Raw genomic sequence first — 20252 nt, 5'->3', positions numbered from 1 at the left:
ATGTTGCTGCTGGCACGCTTTGCTAGATCAGAAGCTGAGCTGAAGGTTGTGCTTCTCAAAGAGATTATGGAAGCTCTTTACAAGACCGTTTGCAATTTCAGCTGCTTCTTCCGACGGATCACTCGGAAAGAAGAAGGCATCTGTTACGGCCTGCTTTTGCTCCAGGAATTCGCCTTCTGAGACCGTGTTTTCATCAGGGAAATCTAGCGAGTCCAGTAAAGGTGCAAACAACTGAACGAATGGGCCTTTCAGTGTGGATGAGATCACTGAAGCGGTTGCATAAGCTTCTGTTGGGTGTTTCCCAGCCTGCTGAAGACGGTTGACCAGTTGATCCTCGACCTTTTTCGTGATGAGCTCGATAGCCTCACTCACAATTTGCGAATTTTCCTCAAGTTTCTCGGAACGGAAAGCGTCGTTCAGCTGTTGCTGGATCTCCGGATGTTCCTTGAAAATCTTCGTGAAGTGGCGCTCTGCGGCGAACTTGTTGTCGTCACCGCCCAAACCATCCGCGTTGTTGGAGTGCTTTGCTATGAACTCGGTCAGCAGTTCTGGATTGATTTCATCAGCCGTCAGGTGTTCTACAAAGCCCTTGATGATTTCATTGGCGCTTTGAGCCGTCTCTATCTGCTTGCCAAGCTCAGCCTTTGCTGCGTTGATGATGCCGCCTTGTTCCTGAAAGTCATTGTCGTCTTTTATTGAGCGTACAATTTCTTTGGCAGCCAGATCAGGTAACCATTTCTGCGCGGCTCTTATTTCTTTTGGGGTTCCTTCAGGAATAAACGGGGCAATCTGGGAGCTGAACTCATCTGTTTGGGCTGCTTCTCTCAGTGTCGATTTCAACACGTCCTGAACAGCGCTGTTGATGATGCTTTTCTGAAGAATATCATCGATTTGATCTGTAATGTCGTTCGTGCCTTCAGGACCGGAAACCGTGTTGAAGACGCCATTCAATACGGTTGCGATTTCACCAAATGCCGCTGCGCTCACCTTCTCTGCTGGCAGGCCCAACTCTGAGAAGACGCTTTCTAGTGCAGCTCCGCCTGCGCTTATTGACTGCAGCGCTTCGATGGCGCGCAGCTGATTACTTACTGCCTGTTGTACCTGTTCACCTTTCAAACTGCCGCGAATAGATGAGTTTGATTTGTCTGGTCTGGACTGCTCTTCCAGTTTGAATTTCGTGTTCTCCTGCAGTTTTGTGATCTGCTCAGGGGAGACATTGTCCCAGTCGATCTGGATGCCAGCCTCTGAAGCAGCAGCTGCCAGGTGTTCACGGTCGCCTAGTTTCTCGATGTGCTGAGCGATGCTGGCGTTTATTGCTGCCAGATTCTTCGCAACATCCTCTGCAATCTGTGAGACAATTGTTTTTATTTGCTCAGGATTTTCGCCAGCCTTTGTAAACTCACTGGAGTCTTCCAGCAGTTTGGTGACATTGGCTGCTACCTCTGCACCATGCGTTTTGGTGACGCTTGTGAGGATAGCCGTTTGTGTAGTTACATTGAGCTCTGCGGCTTTATTTTCCTGAGTTGTGAGTGCTAACTCAACTGTGTCCAGTACCTGTGCTTTGGTCAGGCTGTGGGATTTGCCATCACTTGGTGCGAAAGCCTTGTAAGCGGCTTCACCGACGTCTTTGCCGAATTCTGTTTTTAATGCTTCCTGAAAACGGGTCTGATCTGCAGATTTCTGGCTATCTCCAGTGATATGGAGTTTGGCCCAGGAAAGCACTTTTCCGCCAACCGATGTATGAGAGGTGCGTTGTGTAACGGCCTCTTGCGTAGTGTGCAGTTTGTCCAGACCGTTGTCGAGTTGGGCTGCAGTTACAAAACTGGAGAGTTCAACGGTGCTCATACTCTTGCTCCAAAATCTGCGAAATTATCGGTCTGGCAGGGGTTGATGTGGTTTGGGTTATCCCAGTTCGGACTAAGACCTTCAGGATTTTTGAGGCGCTCGTGCCAGGACGCGGCTGTGCGAATGAACATGTCCAGCTTGTTGTGCAAAGCGAAGGAGGACCTGTCGGAGATCGTCACCACCATGGAGAGGTTTACGCAACTTGCTTTTGGGCTGATGTTAAACGCCATGGCATGACTGTCTGCAAACACGCAATTGGCCTGCATCAAAGCCTGAAGGACTTGCGGGTTGTTGGTGTCGCGCTTGCTGACAACTGCATTGAAAAGGAGGGTCTGGCTTTCATCTCGCCAGACGATGCTCATGGCGAGGTCCTGATCAAGACCGAGGAAAATCTGGTCGTCTTCGTTCAGGGAGAAGTTGTCAAAGCCAATTCTGTTGCCGAGTTCGATCAGCAGTGCGTTTACCAAATCAGTCATGCAGTCTCGCGCGCCTCACCATAGAACGTGTATGCCGTTGATGCTGTTTCTTGCAATAAAGACGGTTCGTCTGTTGCAAGGGGATGCATCCATGAGACTAGATTTAGTGGAGGTGAGGAGAGGCTGCTGTCTTGTTTGGTACAGGTTGCCAACAAACTTGTGCCCCTCGCATACCGTGAAGAGTGTGCGAGGGGGTGTTGGTTATGTGTTTGCGAGAACTGTGGCCGGAGTCGCTGCTCGTTTATGAGCCAGCACGACGACAAAGGTGAGGCCCAGCAGCAGAACTTCTGAGAACACGCTGGCGTACCAAATACCGGCTTCTCCCATTGCATAGGGCAGGATGAGGGTAAGCGGGACTGCGAACAGGTAGGTTTTGGCCAGCATCAGAATACCTGCGCGGGCGGCATCGCCGATCGCCTGAAAGAACGTGCCCACCATCATCAACGGACCAGAGAGGAAGAACATCATGGACACGATTGGTATGATGCGCTCTACGTCTGCGATTGTGGCTGCGTCATCGACAAAGATAGCGCCCAGCTGGGAGCTGAACAGGAAGTAGATTGCCTGAACACCGCTGCAGTAGATGAGCGAGATTATGATCGCTATCTTCAAGGTTTGTGCTGTTCTGTCGTGCTTTTGGGCGCCGTAGTTGTTTCCTGAGATGGATTGTAGCGCCATGCTGAGACCTAGCAGAGGCAGGAATGTGAAGGTCATCATTCTGGTGATGATGCCATAGGCACCTGCGGTGACTTCATAGTTGCTTCCGGCCCAAAGCTGAATTGCAAACAAAGTGACGGCAGCTGCCAGCGAGACGCCCGTGTAGCCAAGGCTTTGGGGAACTCCAAGGGCGATGAGAGACTTCCATTGGAAGCTCACTGGCCGCCAGTTCAGGAAGGAAAGTTCTTTGCGCTTGGATGTGTAATAGACCACCAGCGCCACCAATGAGATCAGCTGTGCTGTCAATGTTCCATAAGCAGAGCCTGCCACGTCCCAGCCGAACTGCACCACATAAAGCCAATCGAAGAAGATGTTCAGGAATGCAGAACTCAGCGTGATGACTGTCATGAGAGGCAGTAACCCCTCACAACGCAGCCTGTCGATGTTGATGGATAAAACAAACCCCAGCGGCGAACCCAAAATGAGGATCGCCATGTATTGATAGCCAATTCCAGCTAGCTCGTCAGAGCCGTTGGTCAGGAACAGGGCAAGTTGAAATCCTGCTACCAGAAACCCAAGAATGAGGATGCCGCAGACGATCAGGGCGAGGGCGATTGCGCTGTCGATGATCTTCTTTGCGATGCGGTGGTTGTTGGCGCCAAAGGCCCTTGCATAGATGCTGGCGAAGCCGTTGGACACGAGCGTGAACAGGGAAACCAGAATCATGAAGAGAGGGAACATGAGGGTGACGCCAGTCAGCGCTTGTGTACCCACATAGGTTCCCAGAAAATAGGCGTCGACGACGGTGTGTAAGCCATTGACCATCATGACAAGGCTGAGGGGTATTGCGGTTTTTGCAAAGAGAATAGGTATGGAGCCGGACAGAAAAATATTGTCCGGTTTGGAAGAAGAAACGTCAGACATCAAAACTGCTTTCAATTCAGAAGCGGGAAAGTGCTGGAGCTCGCGTTGCCAGTAAACCGCTGAAATTATGCGGTTTGATGTAGAAAAGATGGAGCTTCACCAGAGCGGTATGCTTGCGAGCGGCGGGTGTCCGAACCACGCTGCGATCATAGGTGGCGTGCATTGTTACTGCAAGTGGCCCAGCTCAATTGAGCAAGATTTGTGAACTGGTAAAGGGCAGTTCGGATATGTGTCATGTTGCGGTTGACGACGGTGGCTTGTGCGACCTACTCCTTTTGCAGTCAATTCTGCTGAGAGGTTCTTCCATGGCAAAAGCAATTCACATGATGATCCGGGTTCTGGATGAAGAGCGTTCGCTTGCGTTTTATCGTAGGGCGTTTGGTCTGGAAGTTGCCGAGCGTCTGGATTTTGACAGCTTTACGCTGGTTTATCTACGGAATGCGGAGAATGATTTTGAGGTTGAGCTTACAGTCAACAAAGACCGCAGCGAGCCATACTCATTAGGTGACGGGTACGGGCACATCGCGTTCTGCGTGGATGGGTTGGCTGCTGAACATAAGCGTTTTCAGGAGGAAGGGCTTGCGCCGGAGGACATCAAAGAGTTCTTCGTGGAAGGCAAGTTGCTGGCACGGTTCTTCTTTGTGACTGATCCCGATGGATATCGAATCGAGATGTTGGAGCGGCACGGGCGATACCAATAGCCGCTTCCCAACTTAGTACTCGATCGCCTTTTCAGCCAGTGTAGGAGGGGAGCTTTTGGCGAGCTCCTCTTTGCTGTGGCTTTTGAAGGTGTGGGTGAAGCCATCACGTAGTTTGTACTGCGGTTGCCAGTCGAAGTTCTCCAGATATCTGGTCACATCGAGTGCGCAATCGTAATCGCGGAACGGGAAATACTCACGGGCTGGGATGCTGGGCGCCATGTCATTGCCGTAGAGAATTTCTGGTTCGACCTCTGCAATATCGCAGAGCATCTTCACCCATTTTTCGATGGTGAGGATGTGCGGGTCAGCCAGATTGATAGCTTCAGTCGGCATGGCATGCATCGCCAGCAGATAGAGGATGAAGCTTGCGAGATCTTCTTCGTGCAAAAACTGCAGTTTGGTCTGGCCATCACCGGGCAGGATGATCGGGCGTTCTGTTAAAGCACGCGCCCAGACAAATTGCTCGCGGTCGATATCATTGTTGGGGCCATATAGATAAGGCGGGCGGATGGCGACGGCTGGTGTGTGTTCCTGATTTAGCAGGAAGTGGTCTGCTTCAGATTTATCTCTGCCATAAACGCCCCACACGGACGCTCCGCCGATCGGGTCTTTCTCGCTCGGTAAGTGCCCTTTGGTTTCTTTGTAAACCGCTGCGCTGGAGAGGTGAATCCACTTTTTGGCATGGATGCCGAAGGTGTTGAATGCAATCCTCGACTGCTCTCGCGTATAAGCGCTTGTATCGATTACCGCTTCGAATTTATCGGTGATCTGCTGCATGGCAAAAGGATCGTTTCTGTCTGCAACCAACTGCTTGGTTCCCGGAACCGGGCGTGTGCCTCTGTTGAGCAGGGTTACATTATATCCCTTCGAAAGTAAGGCCGGGATGAGAGATGCACCCACAAAGCCCGATCCACCTATGACTAACAAGTTATGCATATTTTGCAGTGCCTTAGAACTGTCCACTCTCAGTTTGAAAAATCTAGCATAGTGGGATTAAAGAAACCTGTCTGTGTGGCAATAGTTGAGGACCCATCCATTTTCGTTGAAATATTGAACCTTGCAATGAGTGAGGCGAGGCGGCACAAATGGTCAACTTCAATTTGCAGAAAACGGGGATATTGACCCATGGCATCCAACAAGCTCCTGCTTCTTCCTGGTGATGGAATTGGTCCTGAAATCATGGAGGAGGTGAAAAAGGTTATCGCCTGGCTCAACGAGCAGGGTGAAGATACTTACGAGTATGACGAAGGCCTTGTTGGTGGCAGTGCCTACGATGCACACGGCGTTTCCATCTCTGAAGAAGATATGGCGAAAGCACAGGCAGCTGATGCTGTTATTTTCGGTGCTGTTGGCGGTCCTAAATGGGATGACGTTCCTTATGAGGTTCGCCCGGAAGCTGGTCTGCTGCGTCTTCGTAAAGACCTTGGTTTGTTTGCGAACCTTCGCCCTGCGATTTGCTATCCAGCGCTGGCTGATGCGTCTTCTTTGAAGCCGGACGTCATTGAAGGATTGGATATTCTGATCGTTCGCGAACTGACCGGTGGTGTTTACTTCGGTGAGCCGAAAGAGATCATCGATCTGGACAACGGCCAGAAGCGCGGTATCGACACGCAGGTTTACGACAGCTACGAAATTGAGCGTATTGCTGGCGTTGCATTTGATCTTGCGCGCACCCGTGACAACAAAGTTTGTTCCATGGAAAAGCGCAATGTGATGAAATCCGGCGTGCTTTGGAACGAAGTGGTGACTGCCACACACAAAGCAAATTACGCGGATGTTGAGCTGGACCACATGTTGGCAGATGCTGGTGGCATGCAGCTGGTGCGTTGGCCAAAGCAGTTTGACGTTATTGTAACCGACAACCTGTTTGGTGACATGCTGTCTGATGTTGCGGCGATGCTGACTGGTTCTTTGGGTATGCTGCCGTCTGCTTCTCTGGGTGCGCCTGATGACGCAACCGGTAAGCGCAAAGCCCTTTATGAGCCAGTGCACGGTTCTGCTCCTGACATCTCTGGCACAGGTGCTGCTAACCCAATTGCAATGATCGCAAGTTTTGCAATGGCGCTGCGCTACTCCTTCCAGAAGATTGCTGAGGCCGACATGGTTGAAAAAGCAATCTCCAACGCACTGGACAAAGGTCTGCGCACAAAAGACATCGCGAAGGATGGTGAAGCCACCATCACCACCGCACAGATGGGTGATGCCATTGTTGCAGAGCTGACCGCTCTTGCTGGTGTTTCAGCATAAGCTGGCAGTTCAGAGTTTAGAGATTTGAAACAGGGCTTCCGTTGGTTCGGGAGCCCTGTTTTTTATTGCATGGGTGGCAGCAGCGGCTGTGTGGGTTTGGGACTTGGCAGATTCACGTACAGTATCTGTGCCCCTGTGACGTCGAAGTCTTCAAAACTCACGCCATGCAGCGTTGGGTTCTCGTAGGTTTTGATGAAGTACTTTCTGTTTTCAATGTCAGCAATGGTCGACCACTGGGTGTAATCGTTGGCTTCCTGTTCCTGCTCGACTGGTGAAATTGCAGGCCTTACAAACCCTTTTGGAATGTCGAAGTTGTTGAGCACGTGCTCCATAGTGACAAGCCGGTTCTTGTTTAGCTCAGCGGCATCAATGGTGGAGATTAAACCCAGAGCGCGGATAAACCGGGAAGGTGGAGTTGGGTCACCCGGAATGCCAAGCAAGCCAGACCCCTGACCGAAGGGGGTTAGTTCCTGTCCCATGATCTCAGTAGAGCCAATGTTGAATGGAGAGAGGAACAGGTAGTTGCGGATGTTCTGGACATGCCACTCGAAGTCTGGCGAGTTGGTGAGCACGGTGTAAGGATTGTCGTAGACTTTCAACTCGCCATTTATGGGCTCGATGACGATGGAAAAGCCAGCTGCATCATGCAGGGTGTAGTGAAGCGGCGGGATCTCATCCATGCTCTCGTAGAAGGTTCCGACTAATGTGACCTGATCCAGATTGACTTTGATTTCTTCGACTGTTTTGAAGGTTGAAAGCATCCAGACGAGGAAGTCTACCTGATTGATTTCCTTAGCGCGCTGCGCTTCATCATCTGACGGGTTTTTGTAGGCTGCAGAGCCGGGGAAGTAGAGGGCGCCACCGGACAGACCGTATTCATTCATGCCATCAACCAAGGCGGGGCTGTCGAAGATGCTGGCGCCAATCACAGCAATTTTGCCAGTCCAGCTGTGGCCCGCTTCATCATTGATTTGAGATTGGAACTTGTAACCGCGTGGGATGAGCCCAATTTTAGTGGGGATCTGCTTGCCGAACTCCATCGTGCGGCCATACATTTTGATGTTGTCGACGGTGGACAGGACGAAGCTGGTGCAGGCATTTGCGGCTATGGGCTGAAGAACAAAAGCGAGTAGGGCTAAGCTGATCTTGAACAAAGCAATTAGTTTGCTGGCAAAGCGCTTGAGCATGAGGCCTCCGGAGTGAGTTCTTTTGCTTGTGATTGTCAGCGAAGAGCACAAAAGTTCCGTTAGATGTGCCTGCTGCTTTAAGATTGGTTTTTTGGAAGTTTGGCGACTGGATGTTAATCACGGGAGTTAGCCGTGTGATTTGGTTGCGCGAAAAACCCCTGTGCGGCATAAGCCTGAGCCAAGACAAATTTTGAGAAGCATTGCTGAAAGACAGAGCATGGATGAACGTTTAAGACCCTTCCTCGGAACCTGGATTCTGGATCCTGATGCCTCAAACTATGAGCAGGGTTCTGTGCCTTGGGGTGGCAGTTTGAAAATTGTCGAGAAGAATGGCGAGATCGGTTTCTTCATGAAAACCGTTGAAGGCGAGGGCGAGACCGTTGAGGCCAACTTCTCAGGCATTCCTGATGGGGAAGATCGCCCTATGCCGCAAAACCCGTTTGCGGATACGCTTTCCCTCTCTTTGAACACGGATGGTGATCTGGTTTCTGAAGCAAAGCGCGGCGGCCTGAGCATTATGGTTGCCAAGCGTGAGCTGAATGAAGACGGCTCTCAGCTCACGGTTTATCAAACTGTACACCTGTTGGATGCCGGTTCGTTTACCAACGAAGCGGTCTATATGAGAGCACAGTGAGTGGTTTAAACCTGCATTAGCTTGTCTTTGTTGAACTTGGTTGTGTGATTTAAAAACGTAACAGGACACAACCATGTTCAATCGAAACAGGCTCGCCGGAGCCTGCGCAATACTGGCGGTTTGTGGTGCGTCGAGCGCTAATGCCTTGGTGTTTGATGGCATTCCTTACATGGATGATCGCAGCACACCCCAAGCGGTGATTGAAAGCTATTATAATGCTATCAACCGCAAAGAGTATGTGCAGGCGTATAGCTACTTCAACACCCCACCTAAGAACTTTGAGGAGTGGAAAGAAGGGTTTCGAACAACGGAGTCCGTGCAGCTGCGCTATGGGCCAACCCAGCCAGATGCAGGTATGAGCCAGCTCTATTGGCCGCTTCCGGTAGCGATTGAAACGCACCTTTCCGACGGCACTTCGCAGGTTTATGCGGGCTGCTATGTTTTACATATGGTTGTGCCGGGTACGATTACCGATCCGCCTTACTCACCCATTGCGATTAACAACGCTGAGTTGAAGCCAACGGATAAGCCTTTGAGCCAGGCCCTGCCCGACAAATGTGACGAGTAGCCGTAATTCTTCATCATATTAGCTTGCTGCGAAGGCTGCGGAATAAGCGAGGGTGCCTGTTGGTGTCTCTCCCTCAAAGGTGTGCTGCATAAAGTACTGCGCTGGCACGCCGGGGAAGACGAGGTCTTTTGTTTGTTGAAAGCCGAAGCGGCTGTAATAGTCCGGCTCCTCAAGCAAAACGACACCTTTGGCACCAATCTGCTTGATTTGCTGCATTCCCTCCATGATTAGGGCTGAGCCAAAGCCCTTGCCTTGAAGTTTCGGAGCAATGGCCACTGGGCCAAGGCCATACCAACCTTTGTCCTCACCATCGATTGTTACAGGAGAGAAAGCGATATGACCTACCATACCTCCAGCTTGCCCTCCGATGAGTGACAGTGTCAGCTCACCGTTGGCACGCAACTGGTCGATGATCAGGTGCTCTGTTGGCTTTGCGCCGGCTTCATGGTGTGGGTGGTTTTCGAATGCTGCATAAACGAGATTGCGGATTGCTTCGACGTCAGATGGTAGCTCTGTGCGGATGATCATCGGTTTTGTCCGTTCTGTTTAGCTTAGCTTCTGTGCCACGAAGAATAGGAAAGCTTACTGATTTATCGGACTAGAGGTACCCGAACATTCTCCCGCAGATCAGGACTCCGAGCCAGCTGAACAGCGAGATGAAGCCAGCGGATTTGAAGCGGGGGATGGTTCCGCGGGAGTCGACTTGTGCCAGATAGCGCCATGGTTTGTTAAAGCGCAGGAACAATGCGTTGAGCAGGGCGAGTGTGAAAAAGCCTGACTTAGCCCAGAATATGGGTGCGTTGACGTATACTTGCGCTTTGACTGAAAGCAGGAAGATGCCAGTCGTGATCGCGATCAGGCCGCCCAGAAGGGCAATGCGGGTGAGGGGGCGTGCAAGGTCGTACAATGGTACGGACCGCCACATGCCCATCATACGCAGGTCAAGCGGGACGAGGGAACCGAATAGCATGGCTAACCCGACGATGTGGCCTGTGTTGATTGCCGGATAGACCCACCATGCATACTTGAAGACCTCTGGCAGCTGAGAGCGTTCGAGATCGACAGCAAGTGCTTGCAATTGAGAAAAGAGGTCCATCATTATTCCGTTGTGACTTTTGATCGCTCTGTTCAAACTGAGTGCAGACGCGATACCATGCAAGGATTGATTGGCACACTTTTTCCGGTGCCCACGGTTTTATCATTTTGAGGTTGTTTATGGCTGACTTTGTGCATTTGGAATGGGGACGGAACGCAAGCAGCGATGGCTTTGCTGTGGCTGTGATTGTTGATTGCCTGAGCTTCTCGACAGCGACTTCTGTTGCGTGTGGCAGGGGGGCGAGGGTGGTGCCCGTTGCTGACCGTGATGAGGGGAAAGCGCTGGCTGTTGAGATTGGCGGAGTTTGTGCCGGGAAGCGCCGGGAGGGCGGTTATTCATTGTCTCCACCAACGCTCATGGGGCTCTCGGCTAGCGATGTGTTGGTGTTGCCCAGCCCCAACGGTGCGACGCTTTCTGCTTTGCCGAGAGAAGGGCGGGTGTTTGCTGCTGCACTTCGGAATGCAGTAGCGGTGGCGGCTTATCTTAAGGTGATTTCCGGCAAAGTCTTACTGGTTGCTGCGGGTGAGAAGTGGCCGGATGGCAGTTTGCGGCCTGCCTTCGAGGATCAACTGGCCTGCGGTGCACTTGCACATATGCTGGACTGCGCGATGTCGCCAGAAGCCTCGATTGCTCGGGCGGGTTATCTTTCGTGTGCCGATGATTTGCTCGGTGCGCTAAAGGGCTGCGCGAGTGGGCAGGAACTGACACACCGTGGTTACACAGTTGATGTGGAGTGGGCAGCTGACCTGGATTCGGAAAACTGTGTGCCTGAACTGCGGCAAGTTGAGCTTGGCGGGAAGGTGGTGAATGCGTTTATTGACGTTTCGCGTGCAAGTCATGGTCGTTCAAAAGTTGAGCTTACATCAGGGTTTATTTTGCCTGAATGAAGATTCTCATTGGTAAAACCCTGTTTTTCGGCGGTTTTGCTGGTGCGTGCGTGTCACGCTTGAGTGATGTTGAAGCTCTGCCATAGCAAAGACTGTTGACAAATCTTTCGTGTGAAGGCATGAAACCCGCGATCTATTTATTGGGAAAGAGTTACGCGGAATGTTCCTTCGCAAGACCGACACAACAAAATTCATGCGCACTGCGGCGAAAACCGCGGGCATGATGTCGGCTGCAAAAGTGACCGCGACTACTACCAAGACAATCACCATGAAAACGACAAAGACCACCGTCTAAGGTGCCTCTCTCTCCCCGGGACGGAGGGCGCCAGAGGGCTCACCGGGCGCAGTCAGCCTCCGGAAGCCAGCGGGGGAGACGAAGAGGACAAAACCAATGGGTTATAAGATTGCGATTGCAGGTGCTACCGGCAATGTGGGTGCGGAAATGCTGGATATTCTGGCAGAGCGCGGTTTCCCAGCTGATGAAGTGATTGCATTGGCATCTCGCCGCTCTCAGGGCAAAGAAATCTCCTTTGGTGACAAGACGCTAAAAGTTAAAGCGATGGAGAATTTTGATTTCTCCGATGTTGACATCTGCCTCATGTCTGCTGGCGGTACCATCGCGAAAGAGTGGGCTCCGAAGATTGCTGCCAAGGGCTGTGTTGTCATCGATAACTCTTCTGCATGGCGTTATGATCAGGATGTTCCGCTGATCGTGCCTGAAGTGAATGCTGATGATATTGTTGACTTCAAAAAGAAGAACATCATCGCGAACCCGAATTGCTCCACTGCACAGCTGGTTGTTGCTCTTAAGCCAATTCACGAAAAAGCTGGCATCAAGCGCCTCGTTGTCTCCACTTACCAGTCCGTTTCTGGTGGTGGTAAAGATGCAATGGACGAATTGTTCAACCAGACCCGCGCTGTTTTCGTAAACGATCCGATTGAGCCTCAGCAGTTCACCAAACGCATTGCGTTTAATGTGATCCCGCACATCGATGAATTCATGGAAGATGGTTACACCAAGGAAGAGTGGAAGGTTCTCGCTGAGACCAAGAAGATGCTCGACCCAACCATTAAAGTGACTTGTACAGCTGTTCGCGTGCCTGTGTTTGTTGGTCATGCCGAGTCCGTAAACATGGAACTGGACAGTCCACTTTCTCCTGAAGAAGCTCAGGACCTGCTGCGTGAAGCGCCGGGCATTCTGGTTGTCGATAAGCGTGAAGACGGCGGCTATGTCACTCCTTACGAGTGTGCAGGCGAAGATGCGACTTACGTTTCCCGTATTCGTGAAGATGCGACCGTTGAGAACGGCCTGAACATGTGGGTTGTTTCCGATAACCTGCGTAAAGGTGCTGCGCTGAACACAGTTCAGATTGCTGAGGTTCTGGTGAACCGCGGCCTGATTAAGCCAAAAGCAGAAGCTGTTGCATAATCTTTTCAGCAATTGCTGAGATTAGGAAGGGCACCTTTTAGGTGCCCTTTTTTGTTAGAGGTGAAAGAGGATTACTGCTTCATTCGGAGAGAATGAGAATGCTCTGGTTAAAAACTTATCCCCCTCCTAAAATCCTCCCATATTCTGAACCTATGCCTACGTAACGGGCTGCTGGCGGAGCGACCGTCAGTTTGTCGTAGGTTGGGTTGGGCTGTTGGGAGACGTAACGCACCTTTCAGTGGTCCGGTGAACCGAACTTCAAACGTGACCGCATGGTTTGAGGGGAAGGGCCCAGGACTATAGGGTATCACGCGGCGACGGATACAAGAGCACCGGCAGTAAAACCTGCTTTTGCAGAGGTGTTTGTCAAAGACGGAGGAACTGTTTGGGCATGGAAACGTGTCTGGATAAGCCACTTTCTTTCCGGGAAACCGGCTATCGTGCCTTATAGGCAAAAGAGGCGACGTTGTTCATTCAAAGAAAGCCCGGGCAAGGCGTGTAGCCAATGCCGAAGACTCATTACTAATAAATAGCGCAGGTGTTGCCTGCCGCCTTGCTCATCCCGACTTCCGGGAATTCTGGTTCAACACTGCATGGGATGCCATGTGGTGCTATTGGTGTTTGCGGGAATACTTTACGTAGAGGTTATGCTAGGTTTTTCGCAAATTATGGGGGGAATATGCAGACACTTGAAATTAGAGCAGCGCAGTATGAAGAGTTGCCTGAGGTCGCTCGCATGTACCGGTATTCGCGAGACCGATGCCTTTCATTTATACCTAGACTGCACACGCCAGAAGAAGATCTTTGGTTCTTTCAGAATATTGTTTTTAAAGAGAATGAACTGACAATAGTCATGGGAGATGAGCAAATCATAGGTATGATGGCCACCAAAGATGACTGGGTAGAACAGCTTTATCTGGATCCGCGGCACCTGCGGAAGGGCGTTGGTACAAAGCTCTTAGACCAAGCAAAAGCTCACTCTTCCGGAAATCTGAAGCTTATGTGCTTTGTTGAGAATGTGGATGCGAGAGCATTTTACGAAGTGCATGGGTTTAAGGAAGTGAAGCGGACAAGCGGTTCAGAGAATGAAGAAGGTGCACCAGATATTTTGTATGAGTGGAAGGCTTAGGTTTCCCGCCAAAGTAGAGGGTGCAGTGTGGTGCAGTACGACGGGCCCGAGATGATACCCCTAAAATTGCAGGGGGCATATACGGTGATTTCCGTCTAGTGCAGCGTAACTCTGAGTGGCATTGTTCGAAGTAGATGTAAGCCAGAGCACTTTGCGTTTCTCAAGATTGACGCTTCCTGCTCTTAGCGTTTTTGCCATGCGTGTCCTTTTTGGGAATATCCGAACCACTTTTAGGAGGATGCGCTTCAGGACAATGTGTTGGGAGGCACACGAGAATGCTGAACACTGCAAGTTATGCCAACTACAAGATCACTCATACGGATGAGACCTTTACGGATTGGCTTGTGAAATCTGCAGGACCTGCTTGGAATAAGGCGATCAATCACCCGTTTACCAGTGCTGTTGGCAACGACACAGTGAGTGCCGAGGTGTTCACCCGTTACTTGTTGGAGGATTACCACTACATTCAGGACTTAGCGTCTGCGCTTGGATTCCTGATTGCCAAGGCGCCGACAATGGCTGCTAAAGCACGGTTGTCTGGCTTTGCACAGCAACTGACTTCTAATGAACTGGGCTATTTTCAGCGCACCTTTAAAGAACTGGGCATCGCGCCTGAGGTTTATGAGGCTGCAAAGCCCAATACGATTACCCGGGCAATTGGCGCAACGCTGTTGTCGACAGCTGGCAAAGGTCACTACGTTGATGGCATGGCAACATTGCTGGCTTCGGAGTGGATCTATCGCGAATGGGGCCATCGGGAAGCTGCCAAGCCACGACCTGAGCGGTTCTACCTTGCTGAGTGGGTTGCGTTTCTGGCGACCGATGAGTTTGGAGAGTTCATTGAGTGGATTAAGCGGGAAGTGAACTCGATTGGCGAAGAGGAACGCGTGAAGCGCCAAAGCGAGATCTCAGAGAGCTTTACTCATATGTGTGAGCTTGAAGCAGAGTTCTTCGATATGGTGAACTGACAAAAGGCTTCAGATCTGGACCAGAAATGCTCTCTGTTTTACGGGGAGCATTTTTTTTCAAAGGGGGAGGTCCCTAGTTATACGTATTGGCTAAAAACTAGGGGTAATTGCACGTTTTACCTGTAACATCTCCGTGATATTGCTGGAAAATTGCAGAAAATGACAAGGTGTTCTCAAATGAGATTTTGTCTCGGTACGCCTTATAGGAAGTATTTTTTATGCAAGTGAGATTCTGTGGCATCTAATTCTAATAAATTCCAGTATTGGTAGTTTATTTGATTTAAATAAGCTCACAGCTTCGCTAATTGTAGAAAATTTTCCTCATTCTGATAGAACGAGCTCAACAAAATAATAGTAATCAGGAATAGATTATGTTCTCTCGTTCTACTGTTGCTGCACTTGCCCTTCTCGTGGCTGTTCCTGCTCAGGCTGAAACAATCCGTGTGGGCATGTCTGGTGGGTATTTCCCATTCACATTTGTTAAGCAAGATGTTCTGCAGGGCTTTGAAGTTGACGTTGCTCGTGCGATTGCTAAGCAGACTGGTGATGAAGTTGAATTCGTTACCATGAGCTTCTCCGGTCTGATTGGCGCTTTGGAAGCTGGTCGCATTGATACTATTGCAAACCAGATCACCATTACACCTGAGCGTGAAGCCAAGTTCACCTTCTCCCAGCCATACGTTTATGACGGTGCGCAGGTTGTTGTGAAAGCTGGCAACGAAGAAATCGGTGGCGTTGAAGACCTCAAAGGCAAAAGCGTTGCTGTAAACCTTGGTTCCAACTTTGAAGAGCTTCTGCGCGGTTTGCCGTTTGCTGATGAAATTGACATCCGCACCTATGAAAGCAATCTGGCCCAGGATACCGCACTTGGCCGTGTTGATGCGTTTATTCATGACCGCATCAGTGCAACTCAGGTGATCAAAGAAACTCCGTTGCCACTGGCGCTGGCTGGTGCTCCATTCTCTGAAATTCGCAACGCAATGCCGTTCCGTACTGATGAAGATGGTAAAGCTTTGGCTGCTAAGGTAGATGTTGCAATCGACGAACTGAAGGCTTCAGGCAAGCTGGCTGAGATCTCCGACAAGTGGTTTGGAGCGGACATCACCAAAGCTGACTAAGCTGTCCGTTCAGAATTAGTAAAGCAGTTCGCATCTAAGAATCTTTGGTGGAACTGCTTTTCCTTTTTCATGCCTTCGGGAATTTACTCCCGTCGTTCGAGGGCATGCTCTAATAATAAGAACTGATTATGCGCGCCTTAGATCTGGACTACATGCTCGGCCTTTTGCCGATCCTTTTAAAGTACTTACCCCTAACCTTGGGTATGGCAAGTGTGTCCATGATTTTGGCGCTTATACTTGCATCGCTGTTTGCAATTATCCGCGTGGTGCGCTTTCCTGTCTTGGATGCAATCACGCGGCTCTTTATCAGCTTCTTTCGTGGAACGCCGCTGCTGGTGCAGCTGTTTTTGTTCTACTACGGTTTGCCGCAGCTGTTTTCGTTCCTCACTGCGATTGATGGGGTTTCAGCTGCGATTATCGGTCTGACTCTGCACTTCTCCGCTTATATGGCTGAGAGTATCCGTGCAGCGATCCTGGGTGTAGACCGTAGCCAATGGGAAGCAGCAAAGTCGATTGGTATGTCTACTGGTCAGATGATGCGCCGGATTATTCTACCGCAAGCCGCGCGTGTTGCTGCGCCAACGCTGATTAACTACTTCATCGATCTGATCAAAAGCACCAGTCTGGCCTTTACGCTTGGTGTGACTGAATTGATGGGTGCTGCGCAGAAAGAAGCAGCAGGAAGCTTCCTGTACTTCGAGACGTTTATTGTCGTTGCCGTTATTTATTGGGCTGTGGTTGAGAGCCTTGCTTTCGTTCAGACCCAGATTGAAAATCGACTTTCAAAGGCTGTTTCCAGATGATCCAGATCCGCGGGCTCACAAAAATCTATAATGGTGTCCCTGTGTTGAACGGGATCGACCTGGATATCAAAAAAGGCGAACGCATCGCCATTATTGGTCCGTCCGGGACTGGTAAATCCACTTTGCTGCGTTGTCTCAACTTCCTTGAGACACCAGAGCAGGGTGAGTATGTTCTTGATGGCAAAAGCATTGATGTTCAAAAGGCGAATTCCGCGCAGATCAAAGAGATGCGTTTGAGGACAGCTTTTGTGTTCCAGAACTATGCTCTGTTTGCCAACAAGACAGCACGTGAGAATATTGCTGAAGGCTTGATCACCGTTCGTGGTGAAGCCAAAGAGACTGCGTTTGAGCGGGCGGATGAAATTCTACGGGACATCGGTCTGGCAGATAAAACAGATGCTTATCCTGCGTCTCTTTCTGGTGGTCAACAGCAGCGTGTTGGTATTGGCCGGGCGATGGCGAGCAACTCAGAGCTGATGCTGGTTGATGAGCCAACCTCTGCGCTTGATCCTGAGTGGGTTGATGAAGTGCTGCAGCTGCTTACCCGCGTTGCGCAGGCTCATCAGACGATGTTGATCGTGACCCATGAGATGGCATTTGCAAAAGAGATCGCTGATCGTGTTCTGTTTATGGAAGGCGGGCGCATTGTTGAGCAGGGCCCACCTGAGAAGATCTTCACGAGCCCAGATGATCCAAGAACGCGCAGTTTCTTGCGGAAAGTTCTTTAGAGAGTTTCGAGAGCGGTACCTTCTTATGGATGTACCGCTTTTCTTTTATCGACCGGACAGGGTGTTGTTGACCTGAATGAGTTCAGCGTTACCACCACACAATAAGACACCGATGCGCTCGCCTTCTTCTGGCTTGTATGCACCGGAGATCAGAGCTGCCAGTGCCGTTGCGCCGCCTGGTTCGACGACGAGCTGCATCTCTCTCCAGAGCCGGCGTTGCGCGGCGAGAATGGCGTCATCCTCGACAAGGATGGATTCTGCGATGTGGTTTCTTGCGACCTCAAACGGGAAGGTGCCGCATCGCTTTGCACCAAGTGCGTTGGCTGCGATGCTGTCCAGTTCGACATCAACTGGCTCGCCGGCTTTAAGCGCTGCGTTCATGGAGCAGGAACCAAATGGCTCTATGGCAATGACTTTGGTGGGGCTGTTTGCATAGTAGCTTGCAACACCTGCTGCGAGGCCTCCGCCGCCGACAGCCACAAGGATGGTATCCAGGTCTGAGCTTTGTTCTGCCCATTCTAATGCTACGGTGCCCTGACCGTTGATTGTATCTATGGCGTCGAATGGATGAATATCAATTGCGCCGGTTTGCTGCTGGTAGCGGGTGCAGAGTGCTGCAGCATCCGCATAGGCGGCACCTTCGACATGGACGTCCGCGCCGAAGCTGCGGATCTTATCGATCTTCGCTGGATTGGAGATCTCAGGGACAAAGATCTTGGCTTTCTTGCCAAGTGCATGAGCTGCACAGGCAACGGCAGCACCGTGATTGCCACCTGAGGCTGCTGCTATGCCAGCTTCCGGGATTGAGTTGTTTAGTAATGAGTTGAATGCTCCACGGGCTTTGAAGGAACCTGAATGCTGCAGGTGTTCCAGTTTCAAAGAAATGGAGTACTTCAGGCCAAAAGTGCCGTTACCGCTCACAATAGACGGAGTTTTGCGAATGTATTTTTGAATTCGTTTATGAGCGACTTCAATGGCTTGCTTTGATATCTGCACGGTAATGGCCTGAATATTTAATATATAGAGAAGCCCCGGAAAAATCCGAGGCTTCGAAAATTGCAATGTGCACTTTAGGTTGCTGGCATTGCAGTTTCAATCAATTTAATGAAATAGGAACAGCCATATGGAATAGCTTCATCGTTGAAGTCATATTTCGGATGGTGCAGTCCAGCAGACTCTCCGTTTCCAAGGAAGATGAAAGCACCCGGCTTTTCTTCCAGGTAGTAAGCAAAGTCCTCGCCGCCCATGGTTGGGTCGATGTTTTCATCAACTTTGTCTGCGCTGCCAGCAATTTCAGCAGCGATCTGGGTTGCGAATTTGGTCTGATCCGGATGGTTTGATGTGGATGGGTAGCCATCTGCAAAATCGTAGTCCACGCCAGCGCCGTTTGCGGCACAAACGCCTTCAACAACTTGCTTCACGCGTTGAGCAGCTTGCTTGCGGACATCCTGATCCAATGTGCGGATGGTACCACCCAGTTTCGCTGTGTCTGGAATGATATTGTATGCAGTGCCAGCCTGGAAGAAAGTCACAGAGATTACGATAGACTGCAGTGGTCCAACATTGCGGGATGCGATGGACTGCAGCGCAGAGACGATCTGTGAGCCAACCACCACAGGATCGATTGTGTTGTGTGGGTATGCTGCGTGGCCGCCGACGCCTTTGACTGTGATGGTGAACTCATCGGTGGATGCCATCAGTGGGCCAGAGCGGGTTGCGAAGTGGTCAATCGGAGTGCCTGGCTGGTTATGCAGGCCGTAGATCTCGTCAACGTTCCAACGGGTAAACAAGCCGTCGTCCATCATTGCTTTTGCGCCAGCGCCGCCTTCTTCAGCTGGTTGGAATACGAGAATGACTGTGCCGTCGAAGTTGCGGGTCTCGGCAAGATATTTCGCTGTACCCAACAGCATTGCGGTGTGGCCATCGTGACCACATGCGTGCATTGCGCCTTCGTTTTTGGATGCGTATTCCTTGCCGGTTTCTTCGGCCATTGGAAGGGCATCCATGTCAGCGCGAAGGGCGATGGATTTGCCAGCGCCGCCGTTGCGGCCTTTGATAACACCAACTACGCCTGTGCGGCCAACACCTGTGGTGACTTCATCAACACCGATCTCTTTCAGAATTTCGGCTACTTTTGCTGATGTCCGGTGTGTCTCATAAAGAACTTCAGGATGTTCATGAAAATCACGGCGCCAAGCGGTGATTTCATCGTGCATTTCTGCAAGACGATTAATGGTTGGCATCGGAGTGCTCCCTCAAATACTTCGGATTCTTATTGAGATTAGAAAATGAACCTCACTTTGGCCCAGTGCAGTGAAATATTGCAAGAGCAAATCAATCGCAAAAGGGTCAGTTGAGTAAAATTAAATGAACTGCCAATGTGGCTCCTTAACTAACCCAAGGACAGCTTAATCACGCTAAGTTATCGCTGACGTCAGGTCACATATTGCAGTTTGTTCAACTTCAACAGCGGTGAGGCAGTATGGCGATCTATCGGAGTGTTTTTCGGAATGTCACAGAGGAGAAACAGCAATGGATGTTTCTCAACAAAGCCAATCGATACACCAGCCTTTTGCCTGCCAAAGCCGAGTTTGAAACTGGTCCTTTTGATTTTCGACGCAATGTCTCGATCAATCTTCTCGTGAATGGTGGTCTGTTCGGGACTTCTTTGCGTTACAACTCCTTGCGGGACAGTTGGAGTATGTGGCCGCTGACCAGTGATTTCTCGCTTCAGATTGATAAGCGGAATGTGATTGTCGAGTGTGCTTTGACATCCCCCTATAAAACCGATGCGAATGTGGAATCGCTTGCCCGGTTCTTTGAGGAAATGAGCCGACCTAGCCGGTAATTGATAC

The 20252-nt window shown here is 50.6% G+C and carries 22 protein-coding genes; 13 read left to right on the top strand and 9 right to left on the bottom strand.

Annotation, left to right across the window (positions count from 1 at the left end; translation table 11 throughout):
- Positions 1–27: 27 nt before the first annotated feature.
- From PsAD5_RS08565 to PsAD5_RS08555, 3 genes are all read right to left on the bottom strand, one after another.
- A complete protein-coding gene (locus PsAD5_RS08565) occupies positions 28–1845 on the bottom strand; it encodes a hypothetical protein (protein WP_063291791.1) in 1818 nt (605 codons plus the stop codon).
- Complete coding sequence (locus PsAD5_RS08560; protein WP_063291790.1) at positions 1842–2321, bottom strand: CesT family type III secretion system chaperone; 480 nt, start codon at positions 2319–2321, stop codon at positions 1842–1844. The genes PsAD5_RS08565 and PsAD5_RS08560 overlap by 4 nt, the downstream gene beginning before the upstream one ends.
- 201 nt (positions 2322–2522) lie before the next feature.
- A complete protein-coding gene (locus PsAD5_RS08555) occupies positions 2523–3902 on the bottom strand; it encodes an MATE family efflux transporter (protein ID WP_063291789.1) in 1380 nt (459 codons plus the stop codon).
- Positions 3903–4207: 305 nt separating this feature from the next.
- On the opposite strand from PsAD5_RS08555, the gene PsAD5_RS08550 reads away from it, so the two are divergent.
- Positions 4208–4603, top strand: coding sequence for a VOC family protein (locus tag PsAD5_RS08550; RefSeq protein WP_057465103.1), 396 nt, complete (start codon positions 4208–4210; stop codon positions 4601–4603).
- Positions 4604–4615: 12 nt separating this feature from the next.
- Here the strand turns inward: PsAD5_RS08550 and PsAD5_RS08545 are convergent, their stop codons facing one another.
- Entirely contained in the window at positions 4616–5539 is a 924-nt protein-coding gene (locus tag PsAD5_RS08545) for an NAD-dependent epimerase/dehydratase family protein (RefSeq protein ID WP_082830687.1), read from the bottom strand.
- 189 nt (positions 5540–5728) lie between these two features.
- Here PsAD5_RS08545 and leuB point away from each other — a divergent pair, with 189 nt between their 5' ends.
- Entirely contained in the window at positions 5729–6850 is a 1122-nt protein-coding gene (gene leuB / locus PsAD5_RS08540; RefSeq protein WP_063291788.1) for a 3-isopropylmalate dehydrogenase, read from the top strand.
- 62 nt (positions 6851–6912) lie between these two features.
- Here leuB and PsAD5_RS08535 read toward each other — a convergent pair whose 3' ends face one another.
- Positions 6913–8037 (bottom strand): linear amide C-N hydrolase, encoded by a 1125-nt coding sequence (locus tag PsAD5_RS08535; RefSeq protein ID WP_063291787.1) that lies wholly within the window; start codon positions 8035–8037, stop codon positions 6913–6915.
- A 217-nt stretch (positions 8038–8254) separates the two neighbouring features.
- On the opposite strand from PsAD5_RS08535, the gene PsAD5_RS08530 reads away from it, so the two are divergent.
- Both PsAD5_RS08530 and PsAD5_RS08525 read left to right on the top strand, forming a co-directional pair.
- Positions 8255–8671, top strand: coding sequence for a hypothetical protein (locus tag PsAD5_RS08530; RefSeq protein WP_063290359.1), 417 nt, complete (start codon positions 8255–8257; stop codon positions 8669–8671).
- A gap of 73 nt (positions 8672–8744) precedes the next feature.
- Complete coding sequence (locus tag PsAD5_RS08525; RefSeq protein WP_063291786.1) at positions 8745–9239, top strand: hypothetical protein; 495 nt, start codon at positions 8745–8747, stop codon at positions 9237–9239.
- Between the two features lie 18 nt (positions 9240–9257).
- Here the strand turns inward: PsAD5_RS08525 and PsAD5_RS08520 are convergent, their stop codons facing one another.
- Both PsAD5_RS08520 and PsAD5_RS08515 read right to left on the bottom strand, forming a co-directional pair.
- Positions 9258–9767: a GNAT family N-acetyltransferase gene (locus tag PsAD5_RS08520; RefSeq protein ID WP_063291785.1), complete on the bottom strand. Its 510-nt coding sequence runs from the start codon at positions 9765–9767 to the stop codon at positions 9258–9260.
- 70 nt (positions 9768–9837) lie between these two features.
- Positions 9838–10335 carry a hypothetical protein gene (locus tag PsAD5_RS08515; protein WP_208988547.1) on the bottom strand — a complete coding sequence of 166 codons (498 nt, stop codon included), beginning with the start codon at positions 10333–10335 and terminating at the stop codon, positions 9838–9840.
- 119 nt (positions 10336–10454) lie between these two features.
- Here PsAD5_RS08515 and PsAD5_RS08510 point away from each other — a divergent pair, with 119 nt between their 5' ends.
- The 8 genes from PsAD5_RS08510 (at position 10455) to PsAD5_RS08480 (ending at position 17397) form a co-directional block, all read left to right on the top strand.
- Positions 10455–11222 carry a 2-phosphosulfolactate phosphatase gene (locus PsAD5_RS08510; RefSeq protein WP_063291783.1) on the top strand — a complete coding sequence of 256 codons (768 nt, stop codon included), beginning with the start codon at positions 10455–10457 and terminating at the stop codon, positions 11220–11222.
- A gap of 160 nt (positions 11223–11382) precedes the next feature.
- A complete protein-coding gene (locus PsAD5_RS28660) occupies positions 11383–11517 on the top strand; it encodes a hypothetical protein (RefSeq protein WP_275078115.1) in 135 nt (44 codons plus the stop codon).
- Between the two features lie 96 nt (positions 11518–11613).
- Positions 11614–12651: an aspartate-semialdehyde dehydrogenase gene (locus tag PsAD5_RS08505; protein ID WP_063291782.1), complete on the top strand. Its 1038-nt coding sequence runs from the start codon at positions 11614–11616 to the stop codon at positions 12649–12651.
- Between the two features lie 679 nt (positions 12652–13330).
- Complete coding sequence (locus PsAD5_RS08500; protein WP_208988545.1) at positions 13331–13780, top strand: GNAT family N-acetyltransferase; 450 nt, start codon at positions 13331–13333, stop codon at positions 13778–13780.
- A 275-nt stretch (positions 13781–14055) separates the two neighbouring features.
- Entirely contained in the window at positions 14056–14748 is a 693-nt protein-coding gene (locus tag PsAD5_RS08495) for a TenA family protein (protein ID WP_063290351.1), read from the top strand.
- 371 nt (positions 14749–15119) lie between these two features.
- Complete coding sequence (locus PsAD5_RS08490; protein WP_057465114.1) at positions 15120–15866, top strand: amino acid ABC transporter substrate-binding protein; 747 nt, start codon at positions 15120–15122, stop codon at positions 15864–15866.
- Positions 15867–15994: 128 nt separating this feature from the next.
- A complete protein-coding gene (locus tag PsAD5_RS08485; RefSeq protein WP_057465115.1) occupies positions 15995–16669 on the top strand; it encodes an amino acid ABC transporter permease in 675 nt (224 codons plus the stop codon).
- Positions 16666–17397 carry an amino acid ABC transporter ATP-binding protein gene (locus tag PsAD5_RS08480; RefSeq protein ID WP_063290350.1) on the top strand — a complete coding sequence of 244 codons (732 nt, stop codon included), beginning with the start codon at positions 16666–16668 and terminating at the stop codon, positions 17395–17397. The genes PsAD5_RS08485 and PsAD5_RS08480 overlap by 4 nt, the downstream gene beginning before the upstream one ends.
- 45 nt (positions 17398–17442) lie before the next feature.
- On the opposite strand, the gene PsAD5_RS08475 is transcribed toward PsAD5_RS08480, so the two are convergent.
- Both PsAD5_RS08475 and PsAD5_RS08470 read right to left on the bottom strand, forming a co-directional pair.
- Complete coding sequence (locus PsAD5_RS08475; protein ID WP_063290349.1) at positions 17443–18393, bottom strand: threonine/serine dehydratase; 951 nt, start codon at positions 18391–18393, stop codon at positions 17443–17445.
- 74 nt (positions 18394–18467) lie between these two features.
- Positions 18468–19640: a M20 aminoacylase family protein gene (locus PsAD5_RS08470; RefSeq protein WP_063290348.1), complete on the bottom strand. Its 1173-nt coding sequence runs from the start codon at positions 19638–19640 to the stop codon at positions 18468–18470.
- Between the two features lie 239 nt (positions 19641–19879).
- On the opposite strand from PsAD5_RS08470, the gene PsAD5_RS08465 reads away from it, so the two are divergent.
- Positions 19880–20245, top strand: coding sequence for a hypothetical protein (locus PsAD5_RS08465; protein ID WP_063290347.1), 366 nt, complete (start codon positions 19880–19882; stop codon positions 20243–20245).
- The last annotated feature ends 7 nt before the right edge of the window (positions 20246–20252 follow it).

The sequence above is a fragment of the Pseudovibrio sp. Ad5 genome (assembly GCF_001623095.1).
Taxonomy (GTDB): Bacteria; Pseudomonadota; Alphaproteobacteria; order Rhizobiales; family Stappiaceae; genus Pseudovibrio.
The sequence above is the reverse complement of the archived record's forward strand: the minus strand, read 5'-3'. Positions and strand labels throughout refer to the sequence as shown.